The sequence below is a fragment of the Knoellia altitudinis genome (genome assembly GCF_042666355.1).
Classification (GTDB): Bacteria; Actinomycetota; Actinomycetes; order Actinomycetales; family Dermatophilaceae; genus Knoellia; species Knoellia altitudinis.
Genome location: NZ_JBHTDK010000001.1, coordinates 2564304 through 2579240, shown reverse-complemented (window position 1 = coordinate 2579240; position 14937 = coordinate 2564304). Strand labels below are relative to the sequence as shown.

General features: G+C 69.8%; 15 protein-coding genes. 11 read left to right on the top strand and 4 right to left on the bottom strand.

The genetic code is table 11. The features are described from left to right. Positions 1–59: 59 nt before the first annotated feature. The 4 genes from guaA to ACFQW8_RS12175 all read right to left on the bottom strand — a co-directional run bounded on the left by guaA (position 60) and on the right by ACFQW8_RS12175 (position 3671). Positions 60–1676, bottom strand: a complete 1617-nt coding sequence (gene guaA, locus ACFQW8_RS12190) for a glutamine-hydrolyzing GMP synthase (protein WP_380087697.1) — start codon at positions 1674–1676, stop codon at positions 60–62. 95 nt (positions 1677–1771) lie between these two features. Continuing rightward, positions 1772–2413: a snapalysin family zinc-dependent metalloprotease gene (locus ACFQW8_RS12185; protein ID WP_380087695.1), complete on the bottom strand. Its 642-nt coding sequence runs from the start codon at positions 2411–2413 to the stop codon at positions 1772–1774. Positions 2414–2551: 138 nt separating this feature from the next. Further along, positions 2552–2926: a DUF3817 domain-containing protein gene (locus tag ACFQW8_RS12180; protein WP_380087693.1), complete on the bottom strand. Its 375-nt coding sequence runs from the start codon at positions 2924–2926 to the stop codon at positions 2552–2554. Then, positions 2898–3671 carry an SURF1 family protein gene (locus tag ACFQW8_RS12175; protein ID WP_380087692.1) on the bottom strand — a complete coding sequence of 258 codons (774 nt, stop codon included), beginning with the start codon at positions 3669–3671 and terminating at the stop codon, positions 2898–2900. The genes ACFQW8_RS12180 and ACFQW8_RS12175 overlap by 29 nt, the downstream gene beginning before the upstream one ends. Positions 3672–4153: 482 nt before the next feature. Between ACFQW8_RS12175 and ACFQW8_RS12170 the strand changes: the two genes are divergently transcribed. The 11 genes from ACFQW8_RS12170 to ACFQW8_RS12120 form a co-directional block, all read left to right on the top strand. Then, the gene (locus ACFQW8_RS12170) at positions 4154–5263 is read left to right on the top strand and encodes a glycosyltransferase family 9 protein (protein ID WP_380087689.1); all 1110 of its coding nucleotides are present in this window, start codon (positions 4154–4156) and stop codon (positions 5261–5263) included. Between the two features lie 162 nt (positions 5264–5425). Next, entirely contained in the window at positions 5426–5560 is a 135-nt protein-coding gene (locus ACFQW8_RS12165; protein ID WP_380087687.1) for a hypothetical protein, read from the top strand. A gap of 331 nt (positions 5561–5891) precedes the next feature. Beyond that, positions 5892–6968, top strand: coding sequence for a YihY/virulence factor BrkB family protein (locus tag ACFQW8_RS12160; RefSeq protein WP_380087685.1), 1077 nt, complete (start codon positions 5892–5894; stop codon positions 6966–6968). 100 nt (positions 6969–7068) lie between these two features. After that, positions 7069–7899: a hypothetical protein gene (locus ACFQW8_RS12155; RefSeq protein ID WP_380087684.1), complete on the top strand. Its 831-nt coding sequence runs from the start codon at positions 7069–7071 to the stop codon at positions 7897–7899. After that, a complete protein-coding gene (locus tag ACFQW8_RS12150) occupies positions 7896–8315 on the top strand; it encodes a phage holin family protein (RefSeq protein WP_380087682.1) in 420 nt (139 codons plus the stop codon). The genes ACFQW8_RS12155 and ACFQW8_RS12150 overlap by 4 nt, the downstream gene beginning before the upstream one ends. Beyond that, positions 8312–8881 (top strand): DUF3618 domain-containing protein, encoded by a 570-nt coding sequence (locus ACFQW8_RS12145; RefSeq protein ID WP_380087680.1) that lies wholly within the window; start codon positions 8312–8314, stop codon positions 8879–8881. The genes ACFQW8_RS12150 and ACFQW8_RS12145 overlap by 4 nt, the downstream gene beginning before the upstream one ends. A gap of 309 nt (positions 8882–9190) precedes the next feature. After that, positions 9191–9988, top strand: a complete 798-nt coding sequence (locus tag ACFQW8_RS12140; protein WP_380087678.1) for a sigma-70 family RNA polymerase sigma factor — start codon at positions 9191–9193, stop codon at positions 9986–9988. Positions 9989–10224: 236 nt separating this feature from the next. After that, positions 10225–10845: a flavodoxin family protein gene (locus ACFQW8_RS12135; protein WP_380087676.1), complete on the top strand. Its 621-nt coding sequence runs from the start codon at positions 10225–10227 to the stop codon at positions 10843–10845. 55 nt (positions 10846–10900) lie between these two features. After that, entirely contained in the window at positions 10901–12685 is a 1785-nt protein-coding gene (locus ACFQW8_RS12130) for an ABC transporter ATP-binding protein (protein WP_380087675.1), read from the top strand. 3 nt (positions 12686–12688) lie between these two features. Then, positions 12689–14473 carry an ABC transporter ATP-binding protein gene (locus ACFQW8_RS12125; protein ID WP_380087673.1) on the top strand — a complete coding sequence of 595 codons (1785 nt, stop codon included), beginning with the start codon at positions 12689–12691 and terminating at the stop codon, positions 14471–14473. Positions 14474–14653: 180 nt separating this feature from the next. After that, positions 14654–14937 (top strand): hypothetical protein (locus ACFQW8_RS12120; protein WP_380087671.1); only part of this gene is annotated, 284 nt, incomplete at its 3' end.

Sequence of the window (14937 nt, the reverse complement as noted above, 5' to 3'; positions counted from 1 at the left end):
GGATGCGCATGATCATCTTGCCGACCCAACCGTTCAGCGAGGTCGGTGCGGCGCTGAGGTCACTCCCACTCGATGGTGCCCGGCGGCTTCGAGGTGACGTCGAGCACGACGCGGTTGACCTCGGGCACCTCGTTGGTGATGCGGGTCGAGATCTTGGCCAGGACGTCGTAGGGCACGCGCGTCCAGTCGGCCGTCATGGCGTCCTCGGACGAGACCGGTCGCAGCACGACCGGGTGGCCGTAGGTGCGACCGTCACCCTGGACGCCGACCGAGCGGACGTCGGCGAGCAGCACGACGGGGCACTGCCAGATGTCGCGGTCGAGACCGGCGGAGGACAGCTCGGCGCGGGCGATCTGGTCGGCAGCACGCAGGATCTCGAGACGCTCGGCGGTGACCTCACCGACGATGCGGATACCGAGCCCGGGACCGGGGAACGGTTGACGCCAGACGATCTCGTCGGGCACCCCGAGCTCGAGGCCGACCTGACGCACCTCGTCCTTGAAGAGCAGGCGCAGCGGCTCGACCAGCTTGAACTGGAGGTCGTCGGGAAGGCCGCCGACGTTGTGGTGCGACTTGATGTTGGCGGTGCCGGTGCCTCCTCCGGACTCGACGACGTCCGGGTAGAGCGTGCCCTGCACGAGGAACTCGACCGGGTGACCGTCGCTCTCGGCCGAGCCGACGACGTCGCGCGCGGCCTGCTCGAAGACACGGATGAACTCACGACCGATGATCTTGCGTTTCGCCTCGGGGTCCGAGACACCCGCGAGGGCGGAGAGGAACTGCTCCCTGGCGTCGACGGTGACGAGGTCGACACCGGTCGCGTCCACGAAGTCCTTCTGCACCTGCTCGGCCTCACCCGAACGCAGCAGGCCGTGGTCGACGAAGACACACGTCAGCTGGTCACCCACGGCTCGCTGCACGAGGGCAGCGGCCACGGACGAGTCGACGCCACCGGAGAGGGCGCACAGCACGCGCTTGTCGCCGACGGTCTCGCGAACCTGCTCGACAAGGGCCTCGACGACGTTGTGCGCCGTCCACTCGCCCGACAACCCCGCTCCTCGCAGCAGGAAGTTCTCGAGGACCCGCTGACCGAAGGTGGAGTGCATGACCTCGGGGTGCCACTGCACGCCGTAGAGACGGCGCTCGTCGTCCTCGAAGGCCGCGACGGGCGCGCCCGAGGTCGAGGCCGTGACGCGCATGCCGTCCGGAGCAGCCGTTGCCGCGTCGCCGTGGCTCATCCACACCGACTGCTCCGACGGCTGGCCGTTGAAGAGCGTGGAGCTGGTGTCCGAGAGCTGGGCGGGCGTCGAGCCGTACTCCCCCAGGCCCGTGCGCTCGACGGTGCCGCCGAGCGCCTGGACCATCGCCTGGAAGCCGTAGCACATGCCGAACACCGGCACCCCGGCCTCGAGCACGGCGGGGTCGAGCGTCGGCGCGCCCTCGGCATAGACCGAGCTCGGTCCACCGGACAGGATGATCGCGGCCGGTTGCTTCGCCAGCAGCTCGTCGGCCGGCATCGTCGAGGGGACGACCTCGCTGAAGACGTTGGCCTCCCGGACCCGCCGCGCGATGAGCTGCGCGTACTGGGCGCCGAAGTCGACGACGACGACGGGGCGGTCGGACAGGGTGTCCGGCAGGGCTTCGGCAGGGTCGGAGGTCAGGGGGGTCTCGCTCACACGCACAGGCTACCGGCGGGCTGCGGTGACGCAGATCCGGCGTCAGGGCGCGGAACGTTCCGGGCCCTGACGCCGGATCCGCATCGCTCGAACCGTCAGCGCCAGAGGGTGTTGACCTCACTGGCCTCGATCGAGTCCGGGTAGGGGTTGGTGCACGAGGGGCCGGGGCCGCCACCGGACATGAGCTTGCTACAGGGCTGCGTGTAGCGGTCGGGCAGGCCGAGCGCGTGGCCGGTCTCGTGGGCCACGATGCGCAGCGGGGCATACACGTCGGACTGGGCGAAGTCCATGAAGATGTAGCCGTCGCCGTTGCCCCTGCCGTAGTAGTACGAGCCACGCGTGTCGTTGCCCTCGTAGTACTTCAGGGCACCCGCCGCACCGTCGCGCTCGACGAGCTGGACGTTGGTCACCCGGGCGTTCCAGATGGCCGCGCTCTGGTCGATGAGCGAGTCGAAGCTCGGCGCCTGCGAGTCGTCGTAGTAGACGACGGAGGCCGCGACCGCGGGCCTCTTGGCGCCGGACGCGTCCTCACGTGCCGCCTGCTTCTTGGCCTCGGCCAGCTGCTTCGCGAGCGCGGCCTGGATCTGCGGGTCGAGGGATCCGGGCGTGTATGCCGCGACTCCCCGGTCAGGCCCGGTCTCAGGTGCTGCGGTGGCGCCGGCTGGTGCGCTGGTCAGCGCGGCTGCGCTCGCAAGGGTGACGAGTGCGGCGGAGAGGGTTCGGCGGACGTGTGCCATGAAGGGTTGCCTCATTCCTGGTCTGGATCGGTGCCCGTCAAGATCGGGGCACCTTTCCTGTCTAGGCGTCGCCGGACCAGCAGTCCCCCTGTGACGGGTCAAGAGTCCGTCAGCGAGGTCTGCGGTTGGTCAAGTCGGTCAAGCCGACCCCAAGCGCCCCTCGACCTCGGCGGCGACCTTGCGCTCCACCCAGAAGGACAGGAACGGCACGCACCCGGCGAGCATCACGCCGGTCATCTTCGACAGGGACCACCCCACCTTGAAGCCGAGGTTGGCCGTGGCGACGAGGTAGACCATGTAGATGAAGCCGTGCGGCTGCGGCCACCAGTGCAGCGGGTTCTGCTCACCCTTCATCGACGTGCCGTACTCGAGAACCAGCTCGACGACGAGCACGAGCAGCCCGATCCCCACGATCAACGCCATCACCTTGAAGAAGGTCAGGGCCTTGCGGGCACCCGTCTCGTCGCGGATGACGGCGCGGGGCTCACGCTGGGCGTTCGTCTGCTGGTTCATCTCGGTCACGCTGCCCATTGTCCCCTGCCTCCTCCACGTCGTGGCGCACGGTCCTCCACCACAGGTAGAGCGCGAACAGCGCAAAGACCCACCACTGCAGCGCGTATGCCGCGTTGCGCCACTTGAATCCCGTGTCTCCCGACGGGGTGGGCACCCTCACCATCGACCCGGTCGCGGCTGCCGTGGGCGCCGGCGTCTCCCCCTGTTGGAAGACGAACGCGTTGTAGAGCTCACCGGGCCAACGGCTCACGAGGACGGAGGTGTCGATCGAGCCGAGCTGACCCTCAGGAGGCGGCGGGCCGGCATACGGGGACTCCGGCGGAGCCAGCCCACCCGTGACGGTGACGGTGCCGCTCGGAACGGGTGGTGCCTCGTCCGGCGAGGAGACGTATCCGCGCAGGACGGGAAGCGTCGCCCCTGACACGGCGACCCTCAGCGGTGCCACGACCCAGAATCCCGCGCGCCCGTCGAGGCGGCGTCCGGCGACGATGACCTGGTCGGAGCCGAACGTGCCCGTCGCCGAGACCGGGCGGGTGCTCAGGTCGTTGGGGAAGTCGATGTGCGGCCGCAGCACCGACTCGATGGCGACCGGCTGCTGGGTGCGAGCCTTCTCGAGCGACTCGCGCAGAGCCTCGTCCTCGGCGACGCCCAGCTGCCACCGGCCGAGCTGCACGAAGGCGAGGACGATGAGCAGTGCGACCGCGAGCAACCCGAGATGGCGGGGCTTGAGGGCGGAGCGGAGCACCTGTCGAGCGTAATCTGCGCTCTCACAAGGCCGGGGGCCGCTCCCGTGGACGGCCTCGACGAGGGTGAGTTCGTCGAGGAGCTCCGCCATACCCCCGCCCCGAACGCCGGCCCGGTAAATGCGCCGGACACGCTCGATTGGAGCCCGGTCAGCATGGGTACACATCGGCCATGGCCGCCGCGCGAACGCACTGTCCGGCCGACCTCTTCGGCCGAGACGGAACCACGGTGGACGACGTCCCTACAACGCTGACCGGGTCGCCGTGAGTCCCGGGCTGCTGGCTGCGGGCTCGGTGAACCGGTCGCGGTCGGCGGGCATCCACGTGGGCGTCGTCGCGAACCAGCCAGGACTCGCTCGAGGACTCATGGTCCAGGAGTCGTGTCTGGTCCCTACGGCAACGCACGATCTCGACGTCGCCTCGCAACGGTGCGTCGTCATCAGGGACATGGGGTCCGCCGTCGACCTCGTCCTGGACTCGCACAGTGCTTAAATCACGACCCAAGGTTCTCGGTGTCCGACTGGGCAGTGCGGGGGGCGTGCTGTTGACCGGGCCCGCCCTGAGGGCGCTCGCCGCAGGCAGCAGTCGGGTCGACCTCCTCGTCTCCCCCTCGGGGCTCGCCGCGGGCCGACAGCTTCCGGGCGTCGACGAGGTCCTTGTCTTCGAGACTTCGTGGACGGGCCACCCCGCCCCGCGCGTCTCCCCCGACCGGCTGCAGTCCCTGCTCGAGCTGCTGCGTGACCGGGCCTACGATCACGCGGTCATCTTCAGCTCCTCCCACCAGAGCGCTCTACCGATGGCTCTGCTCGCTCGTTGGGCGCAGATCCATCGTGTGAGCGCCATGAGCGAGGGCTACCCGGGGTCGTCGGTGGATGATCGAGTGCGGCGATGGGAGGGCGGAGCCGCGGACGTCGGCGTCGGGGGCGAGCACGAGGTGGAGGCGGCTCTTCGGCTCGCCGAGGCAGCAGGGTTCCCGCTTCCTGCCGGTGACGACCGGAGACTCCGGCTCAAGGGGGTACCTCCCGTGACGCGATCCCTCGCGCGGATGCTTCAGGAGCCCTACGTCGTCGTGCACCCTCGCGCATCCGTGCCCAGCCGTTCGTTCGCTGTCGGGCAGGCCGAGTCGGTGGTGCAGCGGCTGGTCGCACAAGGATGGTTCGTCATCCTCACCGGCCGCTCGGACACGAGACCGGCGCCCGAACTGAATCGTGACCCGCGGGTGGCGAACCTGACGGGCACCACGTCCTGGGCCGATCTCACCCGGATCCTGGCCGGGGCCGCGTGTGTCGTGGTCGGCAACACCGGAGCCGCGCACCTTGCCGCTGCGGTGAACACCCCTGTCGTGAGCCTCTTCTCGCCGGTCGTGCCGGCCCAACGCTGGCGTCCGTGGGGGGTACCGCACGTCATCCTGGGTGACCAGCATGCGGCGTGCCGTGGTTCGCGGGCACTGGACTGCCCGACTTCGGGCCACCCGTGCATCGGCGCTGTGACACCCGAAGAGGTGGCGAGTGCCGTCCTCGAGCTGACCGGTGAGCCCCCGTCGAGGCTCGGGTCAGCGCGCGTGCTCGCTGGGCGAACTGAGGTGGACGGATGAGGATCAGGCCGCTCGCCCACCAGGATCAGCTCCGCGTCGCTCGGTCCGGCTCCGAAGTGGTGAGCAACGTCTGCGCTCAGCGGTTCGCGTCTGCCGTCACACCCCTTCATGCTGCACACCACCCATCCCCAGGGCCCGCTCGACGATGGGAAGGGGGCCAGGATGGCGCTGTCCCTGAGCACCGAGCGACAGCATTTCTACGACGAGTTCGTGACCGAGCTGTTGTCCACCACCGGCGAGCTCAAGGTCACCCAGTCCCGGAGGCAGAGGCGTTCGCGCTGTGCCTGGGCGCCATGAGGGACGCCGCCATCCAGTGCACGGCCCCGTACGAGCCACCGACTTCCGTAAGGACCTTCAGTGGGTGTCGGTCCCTGCCCTGGTGGTGCACGGCGACGCTGATGCGACCGTCCCCGCGAGGGCTCGGGACAACGTACCCACGAGGCGATCCCGAGCAGTGAGCCCGTCGTGGTCGCCGGTGGCCTCAGGGCATCAACGTCAGCCATGCGACCCAGCGCACGAGTCCCTGCTGGCGTTCCTGTCTCGGAGAGCTGGCGCGACTTCACGAGGGCGCAGAGGTTGAAGGTCGCTCTTCGGGGAAAGCAACATGAGCCAACCTGAGGAGCTGAGCATGACAACGAGACGCACTTCCACCCCTGACGTCGACCGTTCACGCACACCGGAAGCCGACGGCGGGGACCCCTCACCGGAATCCCCCACGGACCTGTCGAAACCTTCATGGCGATATGTCCTGCGCAAGACCATGCGTGAGTTCAGCAAGGACCAGTGCACGGACCTGGCGGCGGCACTGACCTACTACGCCGTGCTGGCGCTCTTCCCCGCGTTGCTCGCCCTGCTCTCCCTCGTGGGGCTGTTCGGCCAGGGCCAGCAGACCGTGGACACGCTGCTCGGCATCCTGCGCGACGTCGGCGCGGGGTCTGCGGCCGAGACGCTGGAGCCGACGGTCCAGACCCTGGTCGCAGGCAGCGGCGCGGCGGGGTTCGCCTTCGTCGCAGGCCTCGCGACAGCGCTGTGGTCCGCCTCCGGCTACGTCGGGTCGTTCGGACGGGCGCTGAACCGGATGTACGAGGTTCGCGAGGGCCGTCCGTTCTGGAAGCTGCGGCCCGTCCAGCTCCTCGTCACCGCCGTCGCGCTCATCCTCGTCGCGCTGGTGTCCCTGGCGCTCGTGGCCACCGGACCGGTCGCCCAGGCCGTCGGCGACGCGATCGGTGTCGGGTCGACCGCTCTCACGGTGTGGAACATCGTCAAGTGGCCCGTGATCCTGGCGGCCGTCGTGCTCATCGTGGCGATGCTCTACTGGGCCACGCCCAACGTCCAACAGCCGCGGTTCCGCTGGATCAGCGTGGGTGCCGTGGTCGCCATCGTCGTGTGGATCCTCGCATCGCTGGCCTTCGGCTTCTACGTGGCGAACTTCGCAAGCTACAACAAGACGTATGGCGCCCTCGCCGGCGTGGTCGTCTTCCTCCTGTGGCTGTGGATCACCAACCTCGCCCTGCTCTTCGGTGCCGAGCTCGACAGCGAGCTGGAACGAGGACGAGAGCTGCAGTCGGGACTGCCCGCCGAGCGCGAGCTGCAGCTCCCTCCGCGCGACACCCGGGCGAGCGACAAGGCGCAGGCCAAGGAGCAGGAGGACGTCGAACGCGGACGTCGGGTGCGCGCCACCCACGGCCGCAACAGTGACGCCTGAAGCCCGTCCTCAGCGCCGACGGGTTTGCGCTGAGACAGCGCGGGTAGGGGCATAACAGTCGCGCGACGTGTGCGCGACCTGACGGGAAGGACGCACTTCCATGAGTGACTACACCACGCGGCCCGGCGTCGCGGACACCGATCCAGGCGCCGGGCTCACACCCGACACCGGCGGCATCCCACCTACGGGCGGATCGGCCGGCGCAAGTCAGGGTTCCAGCGGGACCCAGGGCTCCGAAGGGACCAAGGACAAGGCCATGGGCGCGGCCAAGGACGTGGCCGGCACCGCCAAGGACGAGGCCAGCAGCGTCGCCGACACCACGAAGCAACAGGCCGGCCAGGTTGCCGGCGAGGCCAAGGACCAGGCACGCCAGCTGTGGCAGCAGTCCCGGCAGGAGCTGATGGACCAGACCGGCCAGCAGCAGCAGCGCGTTGCCGGCTCGCTGCGCACCCTGGCCGACGACCTGTCGTCGATGTCCCGGAGCAGTGAGAGCTCCGGCGTCGCCGACAGCGTGGTCCGCGAGGTCTCGGACCGTGCCTCGACGGTGGCCAACTGGCTGGAGAACCGCGACCCCGGCTCGCTCCTCGACGAGACGCGCCGGTTCGCCAGGCAGCGACCAGGGGCGTTCCTCGCGATCGCCGCCGGCGTCGGCCTGCTCGGTGGACGCCTCAGTCGTGCCATGGTGGACGAGAGCCGTGATGACGGTTCCGCCGACCAAAGCACCTACCCGACGGCAGACGTGCAGACGGCGGGCATGGACCCCTACGCCACCCCGGCAGGCTCGGTCGCCGGAGTCGCCCCGGCCGTGCCCAGCGTCGGAGGCGACCCGCTCCTGCCCCCGGAGACAGGTGGCGGCATCAGCGCCCCCGGGTCTGTCGGCGGGATGGGTGGTCCCGGTGTCGCCGGGACCGGCCTGCAGGAACCGCGATGACCGACAGCTCTGGGAGCCACCGCTACGAGGAGGGCTCTTCTCGCTCCGTGGGTGACCTGCTCTCCGACATCAGCGCGGACCTCTCCACGTTGATGCGACAGGAGATCGAGCTCGCGAAGGCTGAGGCGAAGGAGAGCGCGGGCGCCGCCGGCAAGGGTGCCGGGATGTTGGGTGGTGCCGCGGTCGCCGGACACCTCGTCCTGGTCTTCCTCTCCGTCGCCCTCTGGTGGTCGTTGGGAGAGGCGATAGGCCGCGGCTGGTCCGCGCTCGTCGTCGCCTTGATCTGGGCGGTCATCGCGGCCGTCCTCGGCGTCATAGGCCGCAACCGACTGCGGCGTGTGGGCAACCCGATGGAGCGCACGACGGAGACCACCAAGGAAATTCCGGAAGCACTGAAAGGACACGAGCACCGATGAGTGACCCAGACATCATCCGCCAGGACATCGAGAGGACTCGGAGTCGACTCAGCAACGACGTCAACGACCTGACGACGACCGCCGATCCGCGCAACATCGCCCGCCGACAGGTCAACAAGGTGGGTAGCAAGGCTGGTTCGATGCGCGAGCGAGTCATGGGCACGGCCGATGACGCCTCGTCCAAGGGTGCCGACATGGCACATCAAGCCGCGGACGTCGCGTCCTCGGCGCCGCAGCAGCTGCGGTCCCAGACCCGTGGCAACCCGTTGGCCGCCGGAGCCGTCGCCCTGGCTGCTGGATGGTTGCTGGGCTCGCTCCTGCCCGCCTCGCAGAAGGAGCGGGAAGGTGCACAGGCCGTGCGCGAGCAGGCGCAGCCACTCGTGGACGAGGCCACGAGCATGGCGAAGGAGGCAGCCGCCCACCTCAAGGAGCCCGCCCAGGAGGCCGCTGCCTCGGTGAAGGAGACGGCACAGGCCGGCGCCCAGGAGGTCAAGGCCGAGGGGGCCAGCGCTGCCCAGACGGTCACCGAAGAGGGCCGGGCCAAGGCTCAGGAGGCCAGTCCCTGAGCCAGGTCACCACCAGCGAGCGGGCGTGCACCGGAGCCATCCGGTGCACGCCCGCCGTCGTCACCCGGGGGTGCTCGGAGCACGGGGCGTCCACCCGTCACCGCAGCGCGGGCCGTTGACACGAAGCTTGCCTCGTCCGAGCCCGGCAGGACGCAGACCGGCGCCAGCTCCACAGGCTGTCCGGGCCCTGCTGTCCTGACCAAACTGCCCCGCGACCAGCGGCATACACAGCATGGTTGGCAGGTACGGTAGAAGCCTGCGACCGGTCCAACAGCGGTGCCGTCGCCCCCGACTCATCCTGAGGAAGACATGGCACCGCTGCGCACCACCACACCCCTCCACTCGACCCCTCCTGACTGTCAGCCGGGCATCGAGACCCTGCTCGAGGCTGCCCTGTCCACGACGGACGACCGACGCGCCGCGCGACTTCGCAAGGAGGCGACCGTCCTCAGCCTCGACCTGGCGGACGGTCTGGCCCGGCGCTACCGAGGCCGGGGAGTGGAGGTCGAGGACCTCGTGCAAGTGGCCCGGATGGCCCTGGTCAAGGCCACCTTGGGCTATCGCCCGGGACTGGGCCACGGTTTCGCCCCGTACGCCACCACGACGATCACGGGCGAGCTCAAGCGCTACTTCCGCGATCACGGGTGGGCTGTGCGGCCACCTCGCCGGTTGCAGGAGCTGCGGGCTGAGGTGGCCGCGAAGGAAGAGCTCCTCCAGCAGGATCTGCGACACGCTCCCACGATCACCGAGGTCGCCGAGGCGATGGATCTCGAGCGCGACCAGGTGCGCGAGGCGGTCGCCTGCTCCGCGGGGTACCGCGCCGAGTCACTCAACGCTCTCACCCCGTGGGGCACGTCGTTGGCCGATCACCTCGCATGCGAGCGGGACGACTTCGCCACGCTGGAGACCAGTGCTGCGCTCGGCAGCCTCATCGCGCAGCTCGATGAGCGCGACCGAAGGATCCTGACCCTGCGCTTCGTGGACGAGATGACACAGGCGGACATCGGGGAGCGCCTCGGCGTGAGCCAGATGCAGATCTCACGACTGCTGTCCGCCATCCTTCAGCGACTGCGTGAGGGCCTGGTGGAGGACCGGGCATCCGCTTGACGACCCACCGCGAGGCTCGGGCCCCTTCCGGGTGGACGACCCTGAGCTAGCCAACCTCCTCACCCCCCACGGGTGGGGTGACGGTTCGTCGAAGCCGCCGTGTGGCGACGGCACTCCTGGTCATGGGCCTGGACGTCGTGGCACGACGACGCTCGATCACAGGAGAGATCCATGTCCCCCAACAGTCCGACATGTGCAACGCTCGATCGTGACCGCAACCTAGAGACGGGGACTGCATGAGCACCACGAACGACTCACTGACCGCCCTGGCGCTGACCTGCAGCCTCAAGCAGTCGCCCGAGCCCTCGAGCACCGACCTGCTCGCCCAGCAGCTTCTCGACGGACTGGCCCAGCACGGCGTCACGGGCGAGCTCGTGAGGGTCGTCGACCATGACGTGAGGCCGGGCGTCGAGCTGGACATGGGCGACGGAGACGCATGGCCGGCCCTGCGTGAGAAGGTCATGGCCGCCGACATCCTCATCCTCGCCACGCCCACGTGGATGGGTCAGCAGTCGAGCATCTGTCAGCGAGTCCTCGAGCGGCTCGACGCCGAGCTCTCCGAGACCAACGATGCCGGTCAGCCGCAGGTCTACGGCAAGGTCGGCTGCGCCGTCGTGGTCGGCAACGAGGACGGGGCTCACCACATCAGCTCCGTCATCTTCCAGGGGCTCGACGACGTCGGCTTCACCATTCCGGCCCAGGGCGTGACCTACTGGAACGGCGAGGCGATGCACACGACGGACTACAAGGACCTCGGTTCGACTCCGGAGAAGACGGGTCAGACCACCAGGACCCTCGCTGCCAACACCGCTCATCTGGCACGAGTGCTCAAGGCCCAGCCCTACCCCTCAGCCTGAGACCGAGGAAACTCGGTCGCCCGAAGCCGCACCGCGCTCGTACGGTTGAGGTGCGATGCCGACCCCAACCACACTCCCCTGGCCCTACGCCGTCGAGGCCGATGCCACTCCCCCGCTTGACGCCGACCGCCTGATCCTCTGGCTCGCTCGGCGCCAGTGGCGAACCCTGGTGGCGGGCGCGGCGTTCGGCATCCCGTGGATGCTGTCGATCGCACTGGTCCCGGCCGCCATCGGCCGGGCCATCGACGACGGGCTCGTCGCTCGCGACGGCCGGGCGCTGGTGCTGTGGGCCGCGGTCATCCTCGGCATGGGCATCGTCAGTGCGCTGACGACGAACCTGCGTCACTGGTTTGCGGTGAGCAGCTGGCTCTTCGCGGCCTTCCACTCGGCGATCGTCACCGAGCGCGCGGTGCGTCGCGCCGGCCCGGCACTGACGCGCGACAAGCCGGCGGGTGAGGTCCTCACGGCCTTCGCCAACGACTTCTGGAAGCTCGGGGGGGTCTTCGACGTCACGGCGCGGTTCACCGGAGCCATCGTGAGCTTCGTCGTCGTCTCGGTCATCCTCCTGCGCGGCTCGCTGACGCTGGGGCTGGTCATGCTCATCGGAGGCCCCCTGCTCCTGGGGTCCCTCTCGTTCATCATGCGTCCGCTGCAGAAGAGGCAGCAGGCGCAGCGTGAGGAGTCCGGCCAGCTCACCGCGCTCGGTGCCGACACCGTGTCCGGGCTGCGCGTCCTGCGTGGCGTGGGCGGCGAGGAGAACTTCCTGGACCGGTATGCCTGTCAGTCGAGTCGCGTGCGCGAGGCCGGTGTGCGGTTGTCCGGGGTCCAGGCCATGCTCGACGCGTCGCAGGTGCTGCTGCCCGCCCTCTTCGTCGTGGTCGTGACCGGGCTGGGTGCTCACCTCGCCGTGGCGCGTGAGATCAGCCCGGGCCAGCTCGTGGCGTTCTACGGCTACACGGCCTTCCTCACGATGCCGCTGCGGACGGCGACCGAGTTCGTCAACAAGCTCATCACGGCACGGGTCATGGCCGGTCGGCTCGTCTCGATCCTCGACGGTCAACCCGACCACTCGCCCTCCCCCACGCCCGCGTTCCGAACCCACCCCATGGGACGGTTGGGGACGGACACGCCGGTCGTACGGGCTCCTCGCGAGCTCGTCGACCCGCTGTCCGGGGTGCGGATCGCGCCGGGCCGGCTCACCGCCATCGTCTCGGCGCGTCCAGAGGATGCAGCCGAGATCGCAGCGCGGCTGGGTCGGACCGTGCCCGGGCGCCAAGGCGTCACCTGGGGCGAGGACGTGCTCGACGAGCTGCCCATCGAGGACGTTCGCCGCACCATCCTGGTCTCCCAGTCCGACCCGCACCTCTTCAGCGGCCCGGTCCGGCGCGAGCTCGGCGGCAGGACAGCCACGGGCGAGGCACAAGGAGATGACGAGGCCCTGCTCGCGGCCCTCCACACCGCGGACGCCGCCGATGCCATCGACTCCCTCGAGGGGGGCCTCGACGGTGAGCTCGAGGAGCGCGGACGGTCGCTCTCGGGCGGCCAGCGTCAGCGTCTCGCCCTGGCTCGGGTGCTGCTTCGTGACCCTGAGGTCCTCGTCCTCGTCGAGCCCACCAGTGCGGTCGACGCCCACACCGAGGCACGCATCGCCGAGCGGATCAGCAAGCACCGCAACGGATCCACCACCGTCATCGTCACGGCCAGCCCGCTCCTGCTCGACCGGGCCGACACCGTCCTCGTCGTGGAGGACGGTGCCGTGACCACCCACGGGACGCACCGCGACCTCGTCCGCAGCAACCCGGCATACCGGCGCATCGTCCTGCGCGGAGAGGAGGACTGAGCGATGACCCCGATCCTCCAGCAGCTCGGCGACACCGACCACGCGAGGCGTTCGCTGCCCATCGCGAGCCGTCAGACGGTCATGGCGCACACCCGGGTCCTGCTCCGCGACCACCGCCGTCCGCTCCTCTGGGTCCTTGGCCTCCACGGGCTCGCCGCACTCGTCGGCCTCGTCGGCCCGTGGGTCCTCGGCCAGATCGTCCAGGAGGTGACGCAGGGTGACGCGAGCCTGCGACGGATCGACGTCCTCATCGGCGTGCTCGTGGTTGCGATCCTCGCCCAGACGGTGCTCACCTGGGTGGCCCGGCGGGCCGCCTTCATCCTCTCGGAGCACGTGTTCGCCCGGCTGCGCGAGGACTTCGTGCGCGACGCCGTCCGCCTGCCCCTCTCCACCCTCGAGCGCGCCGGCACCGGCGACCTCGTGGCGCGCACGACCAACGACATCGAGGCGATGACCCACGTCATCCGCTTCGGCATCCCCGCCATCGTCGTGTCCGTCATGACGGTCACGGCCACCGTCGTCGCCGCCGTCATCACCTCACCGCTGGCGGCCCTCGCCCTGCTCACCCCCCTTGTCCTCCACATCCCCTCGAGCGTCTGGTACCTCAGGCGCGCCGGCCGCGTCTACCTCTGGGAGCACGCCGCCTACGCCCGGCTGAACTCGGTCGGCGCCGAGACGATCGAGGGCCTGCGGACCATGGACAACCTCAGCCTCGGCGCACAGCGGGGTGAGCGCTTCGACGAGGTGCTCGCCGAGGCCGCGCGGGCCGAGCGGGTCGGCGTCAGCCTCCGCATGCGCTGGTTCCCGTGGCTCGAGATCGGCTTCTTCCTCCCCATCGCGGTCTCGGTCCTCTGGGGCGGGTGGCTCACGTGGAACGGCCACATCTCCATCGGCGCGGCGACCGCGGTCACGCTCTACATCCAGCAGATGCTCGACCCGCTCGGCGACCTCATCAGCTGGCTCGACGAGATCCAGTTCGCGGCGACGTCCCTCTCCCGCGTGCTCGGGGTGGGTGAGGTCCCGCCCGACCGGGTCGCCACCGGCGAGCAGCCGCGCGGCGAGACGATCGAGGTCGAGGACGTCCGCTACTCCTACCGCGAGGGACGCGACGTCCTCCACGGGGTCACGCTGACCCTGCGGCCGGGTGAGCGGCTCGCGATCGTCGGCCCGTCGGGCGCCGGCAAGTCGACTCTGGGCCGCCTCATGGCCGGAATCGACGGGCCGCGCACCGGGCGCGTCACCGTCGGTGGCGTGCCGCTCGTCGACCTCACGCTGTCCACGCTGCGTGGCGAGGTCGCGCTCGTCACGCAGGAGCACCACGTCTTCGTGGGCACGGTCGGCGAGAACCTGCGCCTCCCGCGACCGACCGCCACCGAGGACGAGGTGTATGCCGCGCTGTCGGCCGTCGATGCCGACGCCTGGGTCCGCGCGCTGCCGGACGGTCTGGAGACGACGGTCGGCTCCGGTGGGCACCCGCTGACCGAGGCCCAGGCCCAGCAGCTCGCGCTGGCACGGCTCGTCCTCGCCGACCCGCACACCCTCGTGCTCGACGAGGCGACCTCGCTCCTCGACCCGCGCGCGGCCCGCCACCTCGAGAGGTCGCTCGCCGCCGTCACGCAGGGACGCACGGTGGTCGCGATCGCGCACCGGCTGCACACGGCATACGACGCAGACCGGGTCTGTGTCGTCGAGGACGGACGGATCAGCGAGCTCGGCACGCACGACGAGCTCATCGCCCGCGACGGCGCCTATGCTGCGCTGTGGCGAGCCTGGCGGGACGAGGACTGACGCGGGGCAGGGACCCCGGGCTCTCCGTGGAGCCCTCGGCGCGGGACTATGCGGCCTGACCCATTGTGACTATTTTGGCTTTTTCGCAGGTCAGAGCATGTCAATCGCCTCCGCGACTCCCTTCCTGACCGCAAGACTGCGCTCGGCATTCATCGCCGTCACGGTCTCAGGGGGAACACCTTGCGCACTCGTCAGGACCTCGCTCGCATCATCACTGTCGTCGTGGTCTTGGTGGTGACTGCCGTGGGTGTCGCGCCCAACGCTTGGGCGGAGCCCGAACCCAATGACACCTTGGCGGCGGCCACGCCGACCTCGGTGGGCGTCAGCGGCATCCCGGACGCGACCATCCACGCCTCCGGGGACGTCGACTTCTACCGGTTCGAGGCATCACAGGCCGGGACCTACACCATCGACGTGTACGACGTCGCCGCCGCTATGGGAGCGATGTGCGTCATCCCCTACCG